At 59.0% G+C, this 18,629-nt stretch carries 18 protein-coding genes; 3 read left to right on the forward strand and 15 right to left on the reverse strand.

The window, feature by feature from the left end:
- Nucleotide 1: 1 nt before the first annotated feature.
- From pdhA to eno, 3 genes are all read right to left on the reverse strand, one after another.
- The gene (pdhA, locus tag F3H95_RS16670; protein ID WP_142880995.1) at nucleotides 2-1,042 is read right to left on the reverse strand and encodes a pyruvate dehydrogenase (acetyl-transferring) E1 component subunit alpha; all 1,041 of its coding nucleotides are present in this window, start codon (nucleotides 1,040-1,042) and stop codon (nucleotides 2-4) included.
- A gap of 145 nt (nucleotides 1,043-1,187) precedes the next feature.
- The gene (locus tag F3H95_RS16675; protein WP_142880996.1) at nucleotides 1,188-1,505 is read right to left on the reverse strand and encodes a septum formation initiator family protein; all 318 of its coding nucleotides are present in this window, start codon (nucleotides 1,503-1,505) and stop codon (nucleotides 1,188-1,190) included.
- A gap of 157 nt (nucleotides 1,506-1,662) precedes the next feature.
- Nucleotides 1,663-2,937 carry a phosphopyruvate hydratase gene (eno, locus tag F3H95_RS16680; protein WP_142880997.1) on the reverse strand — a complete coding sequence of 425 codons (1,275 nt, stop codon included), beginning with the start codon at nucleotides 2,935-2,937 and terminating at the stop codon, nucleotides 1,663-1,665.
- Between the two features lie 302 nt (nucleotides 2,938-3,239).
- Between eno and F3H95_RS16685 the strand changes: the two genes are divergently transcribed.
- Nucleotides 3,240-5,057, forward strand: a complete 1,818-nt coding sequence (locus F3H95_RS16685; protein WP_149746817.1) for a methyl-accepting chemotaxis protein — start codon at nucleotides 3,240-3,242, stop codon at nucleotides 5,055-5,057.
- A gap of 84 nt (nucleotides 5,058-5,141) precedes the next feature.
- On the opposite strand, the gene kdsA is transcribed toward F3H95_RS16685, so the two are convergent.
- The 11 genes from kdsA to F3H95_RS16740 all read right to left on the reverse strand — a co-directional run bounded on the left by kdsA (nucleotide 5,142) and on the right by F3H95_RS16740 (nucleotide 14,481).
- Nucleotides 5,142-5,987, reverse strand: a complete 846-nt coding sequence (gene kdsA, locus F3H95_RS16690) for a 3-deoxy-8-phosphooctulonate synthase (RefSeq protein WP_149746818.1) — start codon at nucleotides 5,985-5,987, stop codon at nucleotides 5,142-5,144.
- A gap of 126 nt (nucleotides 5,988-6,113) precedes the next feature.
- Nucleotides 6,114-6,698, reverse strand: coding sequence for a hypothetical protein (locus tag F3H95_RS16695; RefSeq protein WP_348530065.1), 585 nt, complete (start codon nucleotides 6,696-6,698; stop codon nucleotides 6,114-6,116).
- Between the two features lie 347 nt (nucleotides 6,699-7,045).
- Entirely contained in the window at nucleotides 7,046-7,402 is a 357-nt protein-coding gene (locus tag F3H95_RS16700) for a hypothetical protein (protein WP_149746820.1), read from the reverse strand.
- Between the two features lie 316 nt (nucleotides 7,403-7,718).
- On the reverse strand, nucleotides 7,719-8,612 hold the full coding sequence (locus tag F3H95_RS16705) for a Mu-like prophage major head subunit gpT family protein (RefSeq protein ID WP_149746821.1): 894 nt from the start codon (nucleotides 8,610-8,612) through the stop codon (nucleotides 7,719-7,721).
- An 11-nt stretch (nucleotides 8,613-8,623) separates the two neighbouring features.
- Nucleotides 8,624-9,580 carry a phage protease gene (locus F3H95_RS16710; protein ID WP_149746822.1) on the reverse strand — a complete coding sequence of 319 codons (957 nt, stop codon included), beginning with the start codon at nucleotides 9,578-9,580 and terminating at the stop codon, nucleotides 8,624-8,626.
- Nucleotides 9,580-10,098 carry a hypothetical protein gene (locus F3H95_RS16715; protein ID WP_149746823.1) on the reverse strand — a complete coding sequence of 173 codons (519 nt, stop codon included), beginning with the start codon at nucleotides 10,096-10,098 and terminating at the stop codon, nucleotides 9,580-9,582. Before F3H95_RS16715 ends, F3H95_RS16710 begins: the two co-directional genes overlap by 1 nt.
- Nucleotides 10,099-10,512: 414 nt before the next feature.
- Nucleotides 10,513-10,953, reverse strand: coding sequence for a regulatory protein GemA (locus F3H95_RS16720; protein ID WP_149746824.1), 441 nt, complete (start codon nucleotides 10,951-10,953; stop codon nucleotides 10,513-10,515).
- Nucleotides 10,953-11,372, reverse strand: coding sequence for a hypothetical protein (locus F3H95_RS16725; RefSeq protein WP_149746825.1), 420 nt, complete (start codon nucleotides 11,370-11,372; stop codon nucleotides 10,953-10,955). Before F3H95_RS16725 ends, F3H95_RS16720 begins: the two co-directional genes overlap by 1 nt.
- Nucleotides 11,373-11,463: 91 nt before the next feature.
- Entirely contained in the window at nucleotides 11,464-12,246 is a 783-nt protein-coding gene (locus tag F3H95_RS16730; RefSeq protein ID WP_149746826.1) for an AAA family ATPase, read from the reverse strand.
- The gene (locus tag F3H95_RS16735; RefSeq protein WP_149746827.1) at nucleotides 12,246-14,264 is read right to left on the reverse strand and encodes a helix-turn-helix domain-containing protein; all 2,019 of its coding nucleotides are present in this window, start codon (nucleotides 14,262-14,264) and stop codon (nucleotides 12,246-12,248) included. Before F3H95_RS16735 ends, F3H95_RS16730 begins: the two co-directional genes overlap by 1 nt.
- Before the next feature lies 1 nt (nucleotide 14,265).
- Nucleotides 14,266-14,481, reverse strand: coding sequence for a DNA-binding protein (locus F3H95_RS16740; protein ID WP_149746828.1), 216 nt, complete (start codon nucleotides 14,479-14,481; stop codon nucleotides 14,266-14,268).
- Between the two features lie 60 nt (nucleotides 14,482-14,541).
- Here F3H95_RS16740 and F3H95_RS16745 point away from each other — a divergent pair, with 60 nt between their 5' ends.
- Together F3H95_RS16745 and lexA are read left to right on the forward strand one after the other, a co-directional pair.
- Entirely contained in the window at nucleotides 14,542-15,138 is a 597-nt protein-coding gene (locus F3H95_RS16745; RefSeq protein WP_188134405.1) for a helix-turn-helix transcriptional regulator, read from the forward strand.
- 352 nt (nucleotides 15,139-15,490) lie between these two features.
- Nucleotides 15,491-16,210, forward strand: coding sequence for a transcriptional repressor LexA (gene lexA / locus F3H95_RS16750; RefSeq protein WP_142881001.1), 720 nt, complete (start codon nucleotides 15,491-15,493; stop codon nucleotides 16,208-16,210).
- Here lexA and F3H95_RS16755 read toward each other — a convergent pair.
- Entirely contained in the window at nucleotides 16,191-18,623 is a 2,433-nt protein-coding gene (locus F3H95_RS16755) for a ComEC/Rec2 family competence protein (RefSeq protein WP_244618047.1), read from the reverse strand. The genes lexA and F3H95_RS16755 overlap by 20 nt on opposite strands.
- Nucleotides 18,624-18,629 lie beyond the last annotated feature (6 nt).

Consider the following 18,629-nt stretch of genomic DNA (forward strand, 5'->3'; position numbering starts at 1 on the left):
ATTAAAGCAGAATGTCGGTGTAGAGCTCGGACACATCCGGCTCCGGATCGTTCTGGGCGAAATCGGCGCTGTCGGCCACGATGTCACGGACATCCTTGTCGATGGCCTTCAGTTCGTCTTCCGAGGCCCAGCCCTTTTCCACCAGACGCAGACGCACCTGCTCGATCGGGTCATGTTCGGAGCGCATCTTCTGCACTTCATCCTTGGAGCGATACTTCGCCGGGTCGGACATCGAGTGACCACGATAGCGATAGGTCAGCATTTCCAGAATGATCGGACCCTTGCCGGAACGGCAATGCTCGACAGCCTCGTCGGCGGCCGCCTTGACGGCGCGCACATCCATGCCATCGACCTGAATGCCGGGGATACCGAAGGAGGCACCGCGCTGCGAAAAATCGGTCTGGGCGGAGGCGCGCGATACGGCGGTGCCCATGGCGTAGCGGTTGTTCTCGATCACGTAGATGACCGGAAGCTTCCACAGCTGCGCCATGTTGAAGCTTTCATAGACCTGACCCTGGTTTGCGGCGCCATCGCCGAAATAGGCAAGCGAGACATTGTCGTTGCCGCGATACTTGTTGGCAAAACCGAGACCGGTGCCGAGCGAAACCTGCGCACCGACGATGCCGTGACCGCCATAGAAGTTCTTTTCCTTGGAGAACATGTGCATCGAGCCGCCCTTCCCCTTGGAAAGACCGCCCCGACGACCAGTGAGTTCCGCCATGACGCCGCGCGCACTCATGCCGCAAGCCAGCATGTGACCATGATCACGATAACCGGTAATGACCTGATCGCCTTCCTTCAACGCCATCTGCATGCCGACAACGACAGCTTCCTGGCCGATGTAAAGGTGACAGAAACCGCCGATGAAACCCATGCCATAGAGCTGGCCGGCCTTTTCCTCGAAACGGCGGATGAGGAGCATTTCGCGATAGGCCTTGAGTTCCTCGGCCTTATCGAATTCAGCGATAGCTCCACCATTGGATTTTGCAGGCTTCGCTGCCGTCTTGCGACCGGCGGCGGACGCGACTTGCTTCGGCGCCATTCATAACCTCCCTGCGTGTTTGATTGGTTATGCGTACCATAGGCAAGAATGTTCGCCCCAGCAATGCCATAAATGCATGGCTCACATGATAATCAAAGCCATGAAATTTCAGGGAAAAAGCTGAATTAACTGGAATTCGGTTAATTTAGAAATAGTTGTTGAAGATCACGATCTCATCGCCGCGCGACACATTCAACTGATAGCGCGCAGTCTCGTCCAGCATGTCCTTTTCCAGCGAACCGTCGCTCAGCAACTGCACCTGACGCTCCAGCGCCTGCCGCTTCTGAACCAATTTGGCCAGTTGCGCGGCCCGTTCAAGGCGCATGCGTTCGAATTTCTCGGTCGCGATCAGGCCAAGATCGCCGTGAACGGAATGATAGCCGAAATAGGAAAGGAAGGCGGCGGTGATCGCCGGAAGGATCAGGCGACCCAGTTTCCGTTCTTTGTGATGCCTCGTCCACATGCGAGATTTTGCCCTGAAACGCATTACGTTCTGTCAGATTGGCAGAAGTTGATTAAACAATCGTTGACCATCTTTATCGCCACGGCCCGGCAAAAGAAAAAGGGCGGAACCGTTTTCGGCACCGCCCCTCGTTTTCTGTTTCGTTGTCGAAGGCCGATCAGGCCTTCAGCACGGCGCGGCCGGCAAAGGCAGCCTGCGGACCCAGCAGTTCCTCGATGCGGATCAGCTGGTTGTACTTGGCAATCCGGTCAGAACGCGACAGCGAGCCGGTCTTGATCTGACCGCAATTGGTGGCAACGGCGAGATCGGCAATCGTTGCGTCTTCGGTCTCGCCCGAACGGTGCGACATAACGGCGGTGTAGGCCGCCTTGTGCGCGGTTTCGACGGCATCGAGCGTTTCCGTCAGCGAGCCGATCTGGTTGACCTTCACAAGGATGGAGTTGGCAACGCCCATCTTGATGCCGTCGCGCAGGCGCGCCGAATTGGTGACGAACAGATCGTCGCCGACCAGCTGCACCTTGGAGCCGATCTTGTCGGTCAGATACTTCCAGCCGTTCCAGTCATCTTCCGCCATGCCGTCCTCGATCGAGATGATCGGGTACTTTGCAGCAAGCTCGGCGAGGTACTCGGCCATGGCTTCCGGCTCAAGCGTGCGGCCCTCGCCTTCCAGCGCATATTTGCCATCCTTGAAGAACTCGGTCGAGGCGCAGTCGAGAGCGAGATGGATGTCGTCGCCCGGACGATAACCGGCCTTCTCGATCGACTTCATGATGAAGTCGAGCGCTTCAGGTGCGCTCTTCAGGCCCGGCGCAAAACCGCCTTCGTCACCGACATTGGTGTTGTGACCGCCGGCAGCCAGCTCCTTCTTGAGAACATGGAAGACTTCCGAACCCATGCGCACGGCATCACGAATGCTTTCCGCGCCGACCGGCATGATCATGAATTCCTGGAAGTCGATCGGGTTGTCGGCATGGGCACCGCCATTGATGATGTTCATCATCGGCACCGGCAGCAGGCGGGCATTCGGACCGCCGACATAGCGGAACAGCGGCAGGCCCGCCGATTCGGCAGCAGCCTTGGCAACGGCGAGCGACACGCCGAGGATGGCGTTGGCGCCGAGGCGAGACTTGTTCGGCGTGCCATCCAGCTGGCACATCAGGTTGTCGATCAGAATCTGGTTTTCGGCGTCATGGCCACCGATGGCATCGAAGATTTCGCCGTTGACGGCTTCGACAGCCTTCTCGACGCCCTTGCCGTGATAGCGCTTGCCGCCATCGCGCAGCTCGACGGCCTCGTGCGCGCCAGTGGAGGCGCCCGACGGCACGGCCGCCCGGCCCATGCTGCCGTCTTCGAGGTGAACATCGACCTCAACGGTCGGATTGCCTCGGCTGTCGAGAATTTCGCGCGCGATAATATCGGTGATGGCTGTCATGGACTTTTCCTGCTGGTAAGTGCGGTGGAAATCACTGCCTGTCTTATCCAACGGTACAGAAAATACAATGGCAGGAGAATGACAGTTCCGTCGCCGGCCCCATGATCACGCGCTGTGCGGCGGATGCCGGCTGAGGGCTAAACCGAGACCGGAAGCAGAACAGGCAGTTCCAAATCTGGGAGCGAAACCTTGGCTTGGCTTTTATCAAAAAAGTAATTCATTTCGCATGAACTATTGACCCGGCGGAGCCCGCACAACAGGCGGCACAACCAGCTTTCGCCCTTTGGCCGGGAGGGCATGCAATGAACCTGACGATCGCGCGAAGCCTCACGCTTTTTGGCATCCTGGTGGGCAGTGGCGTGGCCCTCGCCATCGGGCTGCAGACCTACGCCTTCGACCGTCTGCGGGTGAACGGACCGGTGTATCAGCAGATCGTCTACGGCAAGGATCTGGTCGCCGATATCCTGCCGCCGCCGCTTTTCGTGGTGGAAGCCTATCTGCTGGCGACCGAAGGCGCCTATCATCCGGAGGCGGCCAGCGGCAATCTGGCGAAGATTGCCGACCTGAAGAAGTCCTATGACGAGCGCAAGGCCTATTGGCCGGGCACAGGCCTTGCATCGGACCTGAAGGCGCAATTGAAGGAACAGCTCGAACCGACCGCCGATGCCTTCTGGACGATCCTTGCCGGGCGCTATGCGAGCGCTGTCACGTCCGGCAACGCAGATGAGGTCAAGGCAGCGACGGTCGCCCTGAAGGCGGCCTTCGAGCGCCACCAGGCCAATGTGCTGCAACTGGTGGCCAAGGCAAACGATTTCCTGGCAGCGGCAGAGAGGCAGGCGTCTGCCGAAACGACCGGGCTGACGCTGATTTCTCTCTGTGCAGCCGGCAGCGCGCTGCTTCTACTCGGGGCCGGTCTTTATCTGCTGCATCGTCGTGCCGTAAGACCGCTGAACGGCATGCGGGATTATATGAGTATTCTTGCCAAAGGCGATTACAGCCAGCCGGTTCCCTTCCATGATCGTGCCGACGAGATCGGAGAAATGGCCGGCGCGGTGACCGTGTTTCGCGAAAACGCGCTGGAGCGCATCGCAGCCCGCAAGAAACAGGAGGAGGCGCGCGAACAGGCCATGCAGGCAGAGCGGGACGACATGGAGCGCAAGGCCGGCGAAGACGCCGCCCGCGCCAAGGTGATCGCGACACTCGCCGCAAGCCTCGAATCGCTGTCACGCGGCGACCTGACCATTCGCATAGAGGACCGCTTTGCACCGGACTACGAGATGCTGCGCGAACAGTTCAATGGCAGCGTCCAGTCGCTGGAACAGGCGCTGTTGAGCATCGCGGTCGCCATGCAGACGGTGCAGTCCGGGGTCTGCGACATTTCCACCGGCACCGACGACCTGTCGCGCCGAACGGAAGCGCAGGCGGCATCGCTGGAGGAGGCGGCATCCGCGCTCAGCCAGATCACCGTCACCCTGCGCGCCACCACAGAGCGGGCGCAGGAGGCAGACCGCCAGATGGCAGAGAGCCGGCGCGGCGCGGAACGGTCGACCACCATCGTTCGCGATGCCGTCGCCGCCATGGGCAAGATCGAGGAGTCATCGACGCAGATTCGCCAGATCATCGGCGTGATCGACGAGATCGCCTTCCAGACCAATCTCCTGGCGCTGAACGCGGGCGTGGAAGCGGCCCGCGCCGGAGAGGCGGGCAAGGGCTTTGCAGTCGTCGCCATGGAGGTCCGCGAACTCGCAAGCCGCTCCGCCAATGCCGCGCGCGAGATCCGCCAGCTGATCGACGTGTCCAACACGCAAGTCGGCCTCGGCGTTGGCCTCGTCAACCGCACCGGCGACGCACTGACGGAAATGGAACATCAGATGGAGCAGGTTGGTACCCTGATCGATGCCATCGTGCAGTCAGCGCGCGACCAATCCCGCGCTCTGGACGAAGTCAGCGATGCGGTCGGCCAGATGGATCAGGTCACGCAGAAAAATGCGGCCATGGCGGAGGAGGCGAATGCGGCCTGCCGCGACCTCGAAACCTGCGCACGGGATCTGGGAAGCCAGCTTGGCCGTTTCCGAACCGTCAGCACACGGTCGCAGCAAGGCTTCCGACTGGCCTCCTGAGGACCCGTCATCCTGGAAGTCGACACCAAAAGGGGGCCTGGACGCCCCCCTTCTGATGACTGCCTGACGCCGGGGTTCGCCCGCTCAGCCCTTGGCAACGGCGTCAAACGCCAGAAGCTTTTCCAGCAGACGTTCAAGCTCCGAGAGGCGCACCATGTTCGGGCCGTCGGAGGGCGCATTGTCGGGATCCTCATGCGCTTCGATGAAAACACCGGCAACGCCGACGGCGACCGCGGCACGCGCCAGCGTTTCGACGAATTCACGCTGGCCGCCGGTCGAGGCACCCTGACCGCCCGGCTGCTGCACCGAGTGAGTCGCATCGAAGACCACCGGCGCGCCCATGGCCGCCATGATCGGCAGCGAGCGCATGTCGGACACCAGGGTATTGTAGCCGAAGGATGCGCCCCGTTCACACAGAAGCACATTCGGATTGCCGCTTTCGGTGAACTTGGCCAGAACGTTGCGCATGTCCCAGGGGGCGAGGAACTGGCCCTTCTTCACGTTGATCACGCGCCCGGTTCTGGCAGCAGCCACCAGAAGATCGGTCTGCCGGCAGAGGAAAGCGGGGATCTGCAGGATGTCGACCGTCTCGGCAACGATCGCACACTGCTCCTCGGTGTGAATGTCGGTCAGCACCGGAAAGCCGAACTCCTTCTTCAGGTCGGCAAACACCTCCATGGCCTTCTCGAGGCCAATGCCACGCTTGCCGGCAATCGAGGTGCGATTGGCCTTGTCGAAGGAGGACTTGTAGACAAGACCGATGCCGAGACGGTCGCAGATGTCCTTGATGGCACCGGCCATCATGAAGGCATGCTCACGGCTTTCCATCTGGCAGGGACCACAGATGAGCGACAGGCGTGCGCTGTTTGAGAACTGGACCTGGCTTGCACCCTCGCCGACGGATACCACTGCATTGGCTGTGACTGACATGATCGATCCCACATTCCGGTAAAACCATGGATCCGGCACGTCCGGATGCCACCTTCGTGAGCGCGCTCATACCAGCCGAACGACAGCCTGTCACCCGCGAGCCCGCCTGGGCAGGTGATAGGGAGATCAGCGTGCCGTCACGTCCCGTGGTGCAAAGCCGAGGATGCTCTTTGTGTAGGTCTCGACCACCACGCTGAATGGCGTGCCGGACGGCGTTGCGAGATAGGCATGATGGCGCAGCAGATAATCGGGCATGTCGAGACCGCCGGACGTGGCGGCCTGGGCCGCGGCTCCCGTTTCCCATCCCGCCGGCAGCGGCTGCCACAGGAGGTCGGCGGAAACCGTGTGGCGCTGGAAGTGCAGCGGCTGCACCACACGGCCAAAGGCGGTGTCGGTGGTCTCCAGCGTCCTGTTCATTTCGGGCGTCAGAAGAGCAGGTATATACCAGTTGTCCGCCTCCGAAAGCACGACGGATCCGCATTTCAGCCGCACGTGACGATAGGCAAGTGGCGTGTCCCCGGACACGTTCAGCAGATGACGCACCTCCTCTGAAGCGGGCTTGTCTTCGCCCTTTATCCGTTCGGCAACGATTTTTTCGCCATCGGCGAGGTGGTGGGCTGCACACCAGCGATCGAGCGTCAGTGTCGCGCTGTCATGACTGAGCAATTCGGCATTCAGCGTCTGCAAAAGGGCGAGCGCTTCAAGCCGCATGACCGGAGTATCTGGCCAGACAGGAGCCGCGGCAGATGCGGGAAGGGAAAGGGACATCGAGATTGCAAACGGCAGGACGGACGAAAACAGCATGCGCATGATGAAGACTCCCGGCTGGAATGACCATCCCTCACGGATGGCATTTTGTGCACTGCATCACCCCAGCCGGCAGCATCCACCGATTCCCGCCGAATCTGTGGCGAGGGTCCTCACCAATGAGCCCGGATTGTCTCTTCGGCTCAGTGTACATGTTATCAATAACCCGGAACGTAGCCCTTTTCATGGGAACAACCGGGAATATCAGGTCTTTGTCGAGTTGTCTCGATTTCCGGCGAAAAGACATGAGTTCAGTCCTTCCGCCTGCCCCCCATATCCTGGGCGAAACGATATAGTTGCGAGCGCGAAATCAGCCCCTCGCCGAATTCTCTCACAAACGCCCCCATGATCTCGCTCACAGTCATTGTGGGCAAGCGCCGCAACACAAAATCGGCGTGCATTGAATTGCGGGCGATTCGTGTCCTGGAGAGATTTCGATAATTCTTGATCAAACCGAGATCGACCGCACAGGCCTTCGACTTCAAAAGCTCATACTCATCCAAGGCTAACGTGACCGTTCCCTTCGGAAAGGCAAAACGGCCACATTCCGCGCATTTTTCGAACGTCGCAGTCACGTGAACGGTGGCATCTTGTTTTGCTTCAGACATCAAACGTTCCTTTTTGCGCTTCGTAGGCCGTCCGCGAATATCAGCTCGGCGAAGGATATTTCGAAATTGCCTCAAACAAGGATTGAAGCGGCTTCGAACCCGCCCAAGCGTGCCGGTTCAATATCCCCGGCAGCGCGGTCGGCGGACGCTGCCGGGGCGGCTGGCGAACCAGCCGAGCATCATCCCCCAACGAGGACAAGGGATGATGGGTATCCGCTCCCAGTTCATCCGTGGTGAGCGAAATGGAGCCAGACGGCATGGTCGCCTCATGCCGTCTGGCAGGGCCTCGTTGCAGATCAGACGAGGCCGAAAAGCATCAACCAACCCAAGGCGTGACCAGAAGTTCGACTGAGTCCCGCCACGGGTTGCTCTCGCCAGCCGCCCTGGTCTGGGAAAGGATGAGTTCCCGTGCGGCTTCTTCAAGGGCAGGCCCGACGACCAGCAGCGTCGGCGTGATCCCGAGAAGACGGCCACTGTCTCCACGAAGGCTCATCATGGAGGCGCGAGCCGCAGCGTAGTTGGTTGCGTCGAGAACCTGTTTCGAGCCATAGGCCAACTGCCACAGGCCGAAGCCCGCATTGGCGCGCATGCGCACGCCGTAGACATACTCGTCACGCCAGAAGACGTTTTCGTCGTTGTCGTTGTCGAGGCTGGTCAGTTGCGGCTTGGTGCGATCTTGGTAGATGATCGGCTTGATCGCCCGGTTCCCATCCAGCAGGAACCAGGGTGAGCCGCTGCCGCCGTCCGAGTTGGAGGCAGAGACCAGCTCTCCGTTAGCGTTCTTGACCGGATGATCGGTATCGAAGAAATACTGCCCGTCATAGCACTTGCTGCTGAATCCGAGCGTAAGGAGGGCATAGACCAGTTCGTCAGGCAGTTCCTTTGCGCCTTTGCCCATCTCTTCGAAAAGCGGGCTGAAGATGCCGTACTGATCGTCCTCGAACTCCTCACGCTTGACCGTGATGGTGTTCTCAAACTTCCGGTTCGTGATCGTATGGCTGTGGGCCGACAGATTGTTGACGATCCGGTCTCCCAGCCATTCCCGCATCTTCGGGATCTGACCCAACCAGCCGTAGTTTTCGCTGGACGACGTCGATGGGATCGTCATGGCAACGCGGCTGTACGAAGGCTTTGCACCTTCAAAACCGCGATTGAATGAGGCTTTGAAGCCGGTGAATGCGGTCTCGATATTTGCTCGGTTGATAAGCATGGTGGTCCTCGTTACGCGCCTTCACGGGCGCTGATGAATTCGGCCTCGGTAAGCCCCATGGTCCGGCAGACGGCCAGTTCGCTGTCGGAAAGAACGGCGGTCTGGCCGCTGGACGGTGTGGCTGATCGCACCTGGACGGACATCATCTGCGTGAAGTGCGGGCCGGTACGGGCAATGAAACCGTCAAGCTGCGGCTTGTTGATCGAACACAGGTTGACTGCCCAACCCTTCAGGAAGGGTGCGAGTGCTCCACCCTTGATGAGCCCGTCAACATGTGCCTCTGCGGCCTGCTGCCCTATGCCCTGCCGCAGCTTATTGCCTTCCGACACGACGCGTTCGAATTCTCCGATTGGTACGAACTTGGACGGGTCCGGACTTGCGGTATTTGCGGAATGCATCAAGGTCGCGACCGCATCTCGAACGGTTGTGAAATCCGCGTCGGCTGCGAGACCGAGAAGATTGCGCAGTTCGGCCATCTGTTCTTCATTCATGGAAAAGACCTCCGACCGCGCCACGGCGGTCAAATCAAGATTGGGGGTATTGGTGAGGGCAACGTTGATCACGCGGGTGACATTGCCCGCAGCATCATGCTGAAAGACCGGAGACAGATAGCGGTAAGCCTTGCCTCGGATTAGGTTCGCGGCCTCTACGGTCCATTGCACTTTGGCCCAGATGCCGTTTGGCCGGGCTTCAAGACCGGAAATCCATCCGGCAGCCGGAGCCTTATGTCCACCCTTTGAGGCCGTCAGGGACTGGTGTTCGTAATCGACCACCATCTGTGACGTGCCGTGATAATGACTGGTTGCCAGCATGACGGCAGCGGGATCGGTAAGGGACCACGGTCCGCGCCCATCCCGACCCTGAGATTTTCCGGCTGGCAGGATGTGAACCCACTGCGAGTTATCAGCGGCGATCTGGTTGGAAAGGTCAACTGTCAAGGCTGACGGGTTGCCGTCGGTCACCGCCATCACAGTGCCGCCTTCTGCGGTTGCTTGACGCGAACGACCAGGCCAAGAGACACAGCCTCTTCAATCGCCTGGTCCAATTGTCTCCTGCGCGCATGCTCCCTTAGTCGCTGCCGCTCCTGTTCTGACTTCAGGTGTTTCCCGACGGTAACGTCAGTGGTACCCAGGCGGTTGGCAATCTCAGCGACCTTCAGGCCCTTGGAGCGAAGGTAACGGCTTAAGAAGGCCGTGGCACTCGGAACCCGATAGCTCTTGCCGTTTTGGTAGCCATAACCTGCATTCGTCAGAGCCTCTGAAATTCTTCCAATTTCCTCAGCCCCGAACAGCTTAGAAGCGGCGCTTACTTTTTTACGTCTATTCGAACCGACGTAAAAGTACCGCCCCCTGAAATACAGCAGAAACTCCGCCGCGACATGGATACCTACAGCATCAATGATAGGCCGCAGAGATGCCTCGACTTTCGCCGTATTCTCTTCGCCGTCGAGGTTTGCCCAACTGATTTCCATCTTTTTATGAACCATCCCACTTTCCGGCTCATACCAAATCAGCCGCAAGAGGTTGTGAACAGCCACAAGGAATTGTGGACCACGGTGTCAGGCGGATCGACGGGTTAGGATGGTTGGCGCGAACGCTATCCGTTCGCCCTGGTCTTCCGTTCTACGGTCAGGCCGGATAGCGGCCTCGAACGAAAGACAATCGAAACTCACACAGAGCACCGGGAAGAGCAAGAGCGGTATCGTCAGCGGTATCCGGCCCGCCGATCCCTCAAACGGCCTCTATGGGCATTGAGGAGGCTTCGAAATCGTGGTGAGGACCGGATGCTGTTCGACGCCCGTGGGATTTAAAATAAGGAACGCCTGACGGCCTTTGACAGGCTGAGATAGGCGGTTCACGCAACGCAAGCCCAAACCGCGCCAGAGGGCTTCAAAACCCCTTTAATTTTGATCCTGCTTGCGAGCAAGCATCGCCTTGAGCGCGGAAATGACCTTCGCGGCCTTTTTGTTGTCCACGAACCGCAGCGCGCCAACTTTGTGAAATCGGCCAAGCCACTTGTTTAGCTCGACATCATCAGGATCATCAGACCCCTTCCATTTGACCCATAGCGAACGGATAAGATCGATCTGGGGCGGTGTCGCCATCGTCGGTCGGTAGCCATAGGTTCGCTTCGTCCAGGTGGAACGGAAACCGCATGCCGTCATGTACCGCATGACATGATTGAAGCCCGACAAATCCAGATTGGCCGTACTCTCCGCTTTACCGTACCGGGCAAGGATCGCCCGGTAGTCTTCGTCGCTCAACCCCAGATCACGCTTTGCCACATGAAGGAGTGCGATCTGCTTTTTGGTAATGCCGTTTGAACTTGCGCGCACGATCATTATCTCTCCCTCCGAGAGTGCTCGTCCCGTGTGAGGGCGAAAGTAGCAAGGTATGCCTCGTAATCCTGTTGGGATCTGAACGCCTCTGGCGATAACGGCTTGCGGCGAAAGTCCTCGCTGGTTTTCAGTTTGGATAGCGATATCCGGCTCAAGTCGAATTCAAGTTCGTCGGATAACTGGCTCAGAGCATCCATCTTCCCGTCTACGTATTCATAAAAAGCGGAAAATATAGAAGTCAGGTCTTGGTAATCCTGCTCCATATTTCGGATGCTGTGGCACGCGTTATCTTCATAAACTTGCATCACGCGACACATGGCGCGAACGTGCCTTTCCGTATCCCTGATGATACTGGAAACCGTCATTTCGCTTTGCGGCAGGCCTGTGCGAAGCATGCTGTGTTCGGAATGTTTTTCCTTCATTGTCGTCCTCATTTTGGCATAGCTCCGCCTACGCCGCACAAAGGTGCGAAGCCTCGGGTTTCAGGTGATGTGAACTTTCAGGAAGCGGCGATCAGGCCGCTTCGGATTTCAAAAGCTGCGGTGATCCGAGCTTCGGATTACCTTCTAAAACTGCGCGGATATGGGCCAGTTTGATTCCGCCGCCGCTATGGGTTAGCAGCTTCGCGCTCTCGAGCAGTTGGCCCAAAAGGCGGGCGCTGGTCTGAGTGCCGTAGTTTGAGACTGCCTTGTAAGTGTCCATGCCCTCAACGCCATAAGCGGCGGCAATTAGCTGGCAGTCGTGTTCTGTCAAAGGGTTGAGGACGATTTCCATCCCTACCCGGCTGTCAATTTGTTCCCATGCGGCTTTGTCAATCCGCGACCCCGCAAGGCGTACGCCATTACCGCTCATAACCAGCGCGAGGTTGCAGGTTTCTTGGATATTCAGCAATTCACGCTGTGCCGTTGCGACGAGGTTTTGCACCTCATCTACGACCAGAAGCTTGCGCGGTCGCTTATGAGCCAAACCGTCCCAATTTCTGTCTTCGAACGTCGAAATGACTTCGGCGAACAAGTCGCGGGTGAACTTCTTGTCGGTAAGACGCCCTGCCGCTTCCAGCAGCATGCGGTACATATCCGGCGTGCTGTTCTGCGCCTGCCCTACGTGGCAATAGACCCCGCCAAGCTCCTGCGATAGATAGTACAGGGCCGTGGTTTTGCCGCAGCCAGGAGGGCTGATAATACGTGTAGGCCATCCGAAGTTCCGCGCATAAGCGATACCGCCACGGATATCGTGCACCGGCGCGATTTCAACGAAGAGGCTACGATCCGGGACTTTTGGCTTGGAGAGACGCATTAGAGGCCCTTTCCACTGATTGCGGTATTGATCATGAGCATTCGAGCCTCACGAAGGCGCTGCTGCTCTTCTTCCATTTGCTGGCGCGTCTTTTTGGCCGTCTTGCTCGGCACGATGGCCCGTTCCCGGTTCCAATCCACATCGACCGAGATCAGCGCGGCAGGTGGGTTCGGGACGACATCCGGCGTTGACTTGCCGATGTCGATCAGCTTTTCCAGCGGATCGATGTCAGGCACCGAACGCTTCATCTCGCGAAGAGCGCGCTTGCGGTTCTTGTCGCGGGCGGCACTGGTCTGTGCGCCTCTCGGATCATCGTACGGGAGTTGGACGTTCGGCTTTGCCCAACCAATCCGTTCTCCCTGGAGCGTTTCCACCAGCAGCTCATTGAAGCCGTGATAGGCTGGCACGCGGACGATGACTGTGTTTTCGAAGCATCTGTCGAGTTCGTCGCATGTCCATTCCCGCCCGTCCAGGCTGAAGACATGTTTACTCAGCTTGCGCTTTTCCGGCTTGGTGAACGCCATGTAGAACTGAGCTTCATCGATCAGCGTTGCCGCCCATCCATCCTTCACATGCGCGGCAAATGCCTGTTCTGGCGACTTTCCGCCCAAAGCACCGCCCTGCGGCAGACGCTCGTAGGCACTGAGAAGCCCGAAAACCGTTTCGCAGAAGGCGTCGAAACCGTCCTCGAACGGCGGCATCGGCTTCCCGAGTTCGCGCCGCTTCGGGTTCATGCGGTTGTCGTCTATCCAGCCTGGAATGTGCCGGAAATACTGCTGGTTCATCTGCCGGAAGAAGCCTTCGACCACCTTGGCGGAGGCGTTGTATGGCTTGGCGCGAATGACGCGGGCGCGATCCTCGGAATTGAAGGTCGTCACACTGCAATTGAGCTTCAAGGCGTCTTCAAGATAGTCCGCGAACCCGTATTCCGAGCCGTTGTCGCAATAAAGCTTCTGCGGCATGCCGAAGGCCGGATGCTGGCACATGCGCTTGAAAGCATCGATCACATCGACATTGCGCACCCCGCCCCGCTCATTCAGGAATACCAGATCGCCGAACACGCGGTTCGTTGCCACGTCATGGAAGGCGAGAAATTTCGGCGTGGCACAGGTGCCGTTCTCCCGGCGCACCATGACGTTGATATGGTGCACGTCCATGACGACGATTTCCATGGGCTGGAGACCGGCGATCGTGCGGCGGATACGGGGCTTGTTATCCTCGCTGGCCTTGCGGTCGAAATCATGCCGGTAGACAGCCTTGAAGCGCGCCTCTTGCGTGATCAGAGCATCGGGAATGCCGAAGAGCTTTTCCGCTTGTGCATTGTCATCCACCGGATAACCGTAGGCCGCTGTCAGGCGGCGCAACTCGGCGGACGCCATGAACTGGATGATCTTGCGCGTTGTTCCCTTCACGATCAGCCCGCGAATGAACTGCACGATATCCTCGGCAATGGTTTCCTTGGCGAAATCGTCAAAAGGAACGGCGTTCGACCAATACTGGTTGATGAATACCCGTTTCTGCCCCTTGTCGCGCCGGACCTTCTGCGCAAGCGCGTGAATGCCCTCGTTCTCGTAAATCTCGATCCACCTGTAGAGGGTGGATTTTGTCAGCTTGCGCCGCGATCCCGTCCAATCGAGCTTCCATTCACCGTCGAGCTTATCGATTACCGCCCTGCGTTCCGGGCTGCGGAACGGGTGAGCCAATGCCGGGGCGATGATCTCGTATTTCCAGGCCCGTTCGAAGCGGGCCGTATCATCGCCAAGACGGAGCCTTGAAACGGCCTCATCGGTCATTTGAAAGGCCTTCAAACGCTCCTGGAGATGCGGCGGAAGGCTGGAAACCTTGACCTGATATTGAATGCCGGATCGACCGCCGCGACCGTGGAAGGTTCGGACTTCAAGGGGGTGGCCATGCCAGGACATGCTTCGCCCGACCATTATCCTGTGGCAGCCACGACGAGCGTTTCGCTGATCGACGCCATACAAGCTCGCCAAGATTTGGCTGTCGATCCACTCCATCTTAAGCGGCCTTCAAGCCCGGAATGGTCGAAGGACTCTCTTCCTTCAGACCCAAGTCAACAGCGATGCGGTGACTGACACCACGCTTCCCACCCAGAGAACCGTTCAAAACCGCATAGACTGTGCGGGGATTGTAGCCTCTCCGCTCTGCCCATTCCCTGATGCTGATGCCTGCACATTCAAACTGTCGTTTGACATCTTCCCGGTTACTGATCATAGCAATCTCCTAGATGTTTCGCTGTCGAAGCACTCCATCAATATGTTTCAAAGGTGTCACATGTCAACACGAAAAAGTTTCGATAACGAAGCATCCAAGGCAATTGGGAAGCGGATTAGAGAAATTCGTGGTGACAAAACTCAAGCGGAGTTCGCCAACCTCGTCGGTGTGGATCGTGCAACATTATCGAACTACGAGAGCGGACGCAGACAACCCAATAGTGAAATTATCAAGAAGATAGCAGGAATAGGAAACGTAACTGTTGCCGCCTTGATTTTTGGCGAATACAAAACCCCATTTGAAGAATATCAAATGTCTATCAACCGAAGCATTGCTCAAGCTTCTGCGGAAAATCCGGGGTTCATACCAAAATGGTACATATCTCAGGACGAGATAGACGTAATTTTCTCGCTGAGGCGGATGTATGACGATGATGCGCGGCTAAGCATCATTCAAGAGATCGTCAACAAAGCCGAGGAATCCATAGATCATGACCGCGAACTAGATCAGGGTAAGGTTCCCCCCTATGGAGAAGCCGCTGTTGAGCGGTTGCGAGCGATACTCCAAACAGGGCGTTTCAACGAGGGATACGACCCGGAAGTTCAGTATTGGGCAACCCTCTGGGAAGAGGTGAAAAGCCCGCACAAAAAGGATTAGATTGATCACTATCCGCAAAGGTATCCGCAATCTTTTCGATCTGCGGACAAAAACATGGACGCTATCCCCAATAATGCAAGCCAACTCAGTTACTTAACCATTATGCCGGAACGGCGCAAAACGCTTCCACCGATTGGCGCATTGCGCACCCCCATTTTCCAACGAAAAATCTTTATAAATCAAGCGCGCAGGCCCGTTTTCATTCCAGAATAATTATGCGCGCCATTCCCGATTAATTATCGCGCCTCCATCAGCCGGTCACCCCAAAAACACCCGGCTTTTGGGGGCTTGCAGAACACATAAGGAACAGATAGGGTCTGTTCTGTATTTGTTTCGGGCTCGGGGTTGCCATATGCTGACACGCAAACAACAGGAACTGCTTCTGTTCATTCATGAACGCATGAAGGAGTCCGGTGTGCCGCCCTCCTTCGACGAAATGAAGGATGCGCTTGATCTGGCGTCGAAGTCCGGCATCCACCGGTTGATCACAGCCCTGGAGGAGCGCGGTTTCATTCGCCGCCTGCCAAACCGTGCCCGCGCGCTGGAAGTAATCAAGCTGCCGGAATCCTATGTGCCGCCGGCCCAGCCCCGTCGCGGCTTCTCACCCAGTGTTATCGAAGGCAGTCTCGGCAAGACGCCGCCCGCCAAGTCCGCCGCATCAGCGGCACCTGCGGAAGAATATACGGGAACGGCAACTGTTCCTGTCATGGGACGCATTGCTGCCGGCGTGCCCATCTCGGCCATCCAGAACAATACGCATTCGATTGCGGTACCGATAGAGATGCTGGGAACCGGCGAGCATTACGCACTCGAAGTGAAGGGCGATTCGATGATCGAGGCCGGCATTCTCGACGGCGATACGGTCATCATCCGCAATGGCAGCACAGCCACGCCCGGCGATATCGTGGTGGCGCTGGTGGATGACGAGGAGGCAACCCTGAAGCGGTTCCGCCGCAAGGGGGCCTCGATCGCACTGGAAGCGGCCAATCCGGCCTATGAGACCCGGATCTTCGGACCGGACCGGGTGAAGATACAAGGCAGATTGGTCGGCCTTATCCGCCGCTATCACTGACCAGCCGGCGCACCGGTTCCGGCACATCTGTCTCGAAGCTGCGGCGTCGCCAGTCATAGCTGCGATGAACGCTCCAGGGGCGCTCATGTGACATGATGGCAGCTTCCGCGCGCCAGTCTTCGACTCGTCGGCTGTCGCGAAAACGAACGATCAGGGATCCGGTGCGGCGCAAGGTCTGGGCGCTCAGCAGGAGAGCGCCGGAACGGCACTCATCGAAGCGGGCCTGTGGCGCAATGACGAGATCTGCGCGGTCGCAAGCGGTTCCGGTGAGACGATTGTCCTCAACGGTTATGAGTGTCGCCCCCTGCGAGGTGATCGCAAGACAGCCGGACGAGGGAAGACATACAAAGCGTCCCGGCTGTTTTTCGGCGTCTCTGCGCAGGGTCTGCAGGATGGTTTCCGCCTCGCCGGCCTTCAGCGGCACTTTGGCAGCGGCTCGCTGAGACTGTCTGTCGGTCGTCGTCGTGACAGTTGACGCCGGCTCCCGTTCTGTTTGCTCGATTCTCTTATTCTGTGCAGAACCCCTCTGGATTCCAGGGGCTGCCTTTCGGTTGGCCGCAGCGTCAGGCGGCGGCGACAACAGGCGCGGTGCGCTGGTCTGTTCGATGCGCAACGCATCCTGCCATTGCCGGTATAGAAAATCCGAAGGTCGGCGCCGGTTGGTCGCCGCGGCCTGCCCGTCCAGAAGGGCAACGAGGATCCCATCCTCCGAGACGAGCAGATCCGGCGAACTCGCACGCTCCGGAATGATCGTCATGGCGACAGCGGCCAGGATCAGCGGCAGACCAAGCAGACGCAGGCGCGTCCGAAGCAGCGTGAGCAGCAGGAAGCCGGCCGAGGCCAGCGGCAGGAAGCCAGCTGGCGGTCGCCCCGTCGCCACCTCGCCTCCCCAGCCTGCGACCGTTTCGGCAATCGCGATCACGCCCTGCAGCGCCCATCCCATCAGTGTCAGGAAAGGGACATCAAGCCCCAGGGGCATCAGCAGCATGCCGACCAATCCGGCCGGCATCACGACAATCGAAATCAGCGGCATGGCTGCCAGATTCCCCGCAAGACCATAGGCGGCCAGCCGGTGAAAATGAGCAAGCGAGAAGATTGTCGTCGACAGCATGCCGATCAGCGAAGTGGCCAGCACGCCCGCCGCGAAGCCGAACAACGGCAGGACGAGTCGCCCGAGGAATGAGTGCGCGCCCGCAAGCAGCCCGCGATCCTCCCAAGCTCCACCGCGCATCCAGACCTCATAGCCGGCCACGAGGGCAACAGTTGCCGCAAACGACATCTGAAAGCTTGCGCCCAGCACGGCGGATGGCGTCAGGACCAGAATCAGCACGGCTGCGAGGGCCACATTGTGCAGGCTGATCGAGGGCCGGTCGAACAGAACCGAGGCCAGCATGATGACCATCATCACGTAGGCACGTTCGGCCGAGACACCGAAACCGGAAATCAGGTAATAGGCCGTGACCAGTAGAAGCGCACCCAGGGCGGCAATCTTCTTGATCGGCACACGCTCGGCAAAGCCAGGGATGAGGCTGAGGGCTCCCCGCAGACCAACGAAGGAAATGCCGGCCGCCAGCGCCATGTTGAGCCCGGAGATCGCCACGATATGGGCAAGGCCGGCAAGGCGCAGCGCCTCCACGGTGGCTGGCGAAATCGCCCGCCGCTCATCCGTCACAATCGCGGCTGCAAAGGCACCGGCATCGCCCCCGACCACATCACGGATGCGCTGGCCGATGCTGGCACGCAGATCGAAGAGTGCGCCGTGCAACCCGGCCAGAAAGCCGCCTGGCGGTTCCGCCACGCCCAGGATGAGCGGACGCCCGTAGAAGAAGCCGACCGCACCGGTTCCTTCGAAATAGGCGGTGAAGCCGAAATCCAGCAGGCCCGGAAGCGCGGGCCCGGAGGGGGGAGACAGGCGCACACGCCCCTCGATCCGCGTGCCCGATGCCAGGGGTTCATGCGGCGCGCGCCACAGGAGCGCCACCCGCTCGGGGGGCCGGGAGAGTACCGGCTCGAAAGTTCTGAGAACATGCACCGTATAGCGCCAGCGGCCGCCCGCCACAGCCTCACGCCGCTCCACCACCCCCTCCAACCGCGTCACGACGGCTTGATCGAGAATAACGGTGGCATTCCGCAGACTTTCCAGATGGGCAAGCCCGAAGCCCGACAGGACGAGCCCCGCGACCAGCAGGCATGTTCTCCCGGCCCCCTGCCCGCGCCGTCCGGTCCAGATTGCAAGCGCGACCAGCACCGGGCCCATGGCAGACAGCCAGGCCGGTGGCGCGGCAGTGGCCGAAAACCAGAGAATGACCCCCAGCCCCAAAAACACGGGCAGAAGCAGAAAGCCGCGTCCATGGGCAAGCTCCTCCGCCAGCATGGTCTGCCACCACCGTGTCGGATCGGACCGATCACGCAATATTGA

The sequence above is a fragment of the Rhizobium sp. RU35A genome (assembly GCF_900156005.1).
GTDB classification, from domain to species: Bacteria; Pseudomonadota; Alphaproteobacteria; order Rhizobiales; family Rhizobiaceae; genus Neorhizobium; species Neorhizobium straminoryzae.

Coding starts and splice junctions, on each gene's coding strand:
- lexA (WP_142881001.1), top strand. CDS start 15,491: ATGCTGACACGCAAACAACAGGAACTGCTTCTGTTCATTCATGAACGC.
- F3H95_RS16675 (WP_142880996.1), bottom strand. CDS start 1,505: ATGTGGACGAGGCATCACAAAGAACGGAAACTGGGTCGCCTGATCCTT.
- F3H95_RS16705 (WP_149746821.1), bottom strand. CDS start 8,612: ATGCTTATCAACCGAGCAAATATCGAGACCGCATTCACCGGCTTCAAA.
- F3H95_RS16735 (WP_149746827.1), bottom strand. CDS start 14,264: ATGGAGTGGATCGACAGCCAAATCTTGGCGAGCTTGTATGGCGTCGAT.
- pdhA (WP_142880995.1), bottom strand. CDS start 1,042: ATGGCGCCGAAGCAAGTCGCGTCCGCCGCCGGTCGCAAGACGGCAGCG.
- F3H95_RS16715 (WP_149746823.1), bottom strand. CDS start 10,098: ATGGTTCATAAAAAGATGGAAATCAGTTGGGCAAACCTCGACGGCGAA.
- F3H95_RS16685 (WP_149746817.1), top strand. CDS start 3,240: ATGAACCTGACGATCGCGCGAAGCCTCACGCTTTTTGGCATCCTGGTG.
- F3H95_RS16745 (WP_188134405.1), top strand. CDS start 14,542: ATGTCAACACGAAAAAGTTTCGATAACGAAGCATCCAAGGCAATTGGG.
- F3H95_RS16720 (WP_149746824.1), bottom strand. CDS start 10,953: ATGATCGTGCGCGCAAGTTCAAACGGCATTACCAAAAAGCAGATCGCA.
- eno (WP_142880997.1), bottom strand. CDS start 2,937: ATGACAGCCATCACCGATATTATCGCGCGCGAAATTCTCGACAGCCGA.
- F3H95_RS16700 (WP_149746820.1), bottom strand. CDS start 7,402: ATGTCTGAAGCAAAACAAGATGCCACCGTTCACGTGACTGCGACGTTC.
- F3H95_RS16725 (WP_149746825.1), bottom strand. CDS start 11,372: ATGAAGGAAAAACATTCCGAACACAGCATGCTTCGCACAGGCCTGCCG.
- F3H95_RS16710 (WP_149746822.1), bottom strand. CDS start 9,580: ATGGCGGTGACCGACGGCAACCCGTCAGCCTTGACAGTTGACCTTTCC.
- F3H95_RS16730 (WP_149746826.1), bottom strand. CDS start 12,246: ATGCGTCTCTCCAAGCCAAAAGTCCCGGATCGTAGCCTCTTCGTTGAA.
- kdsA (WP_149746818.1), bottom strand. CDS start 5,987: ATGTCAGTCACAGCCAATGCAGTGGTATCCGTCGGCGAGGGTGCAAGC.
- F3H95_RS16740 (WP_149746828.1), bottom strand. CDS start 14,481: ATGATCAGTAACCGGGAAGATGTCAAACGACAGTTTGAATGTGCAGGC.
- F3H95_RS16695 (WP_348530065.1), bottom strand. CDS start 6,698: ATGCGGCTTGAAGCGCTCGCCCTTTTGCAGACGCTGAATGCCGAATTG.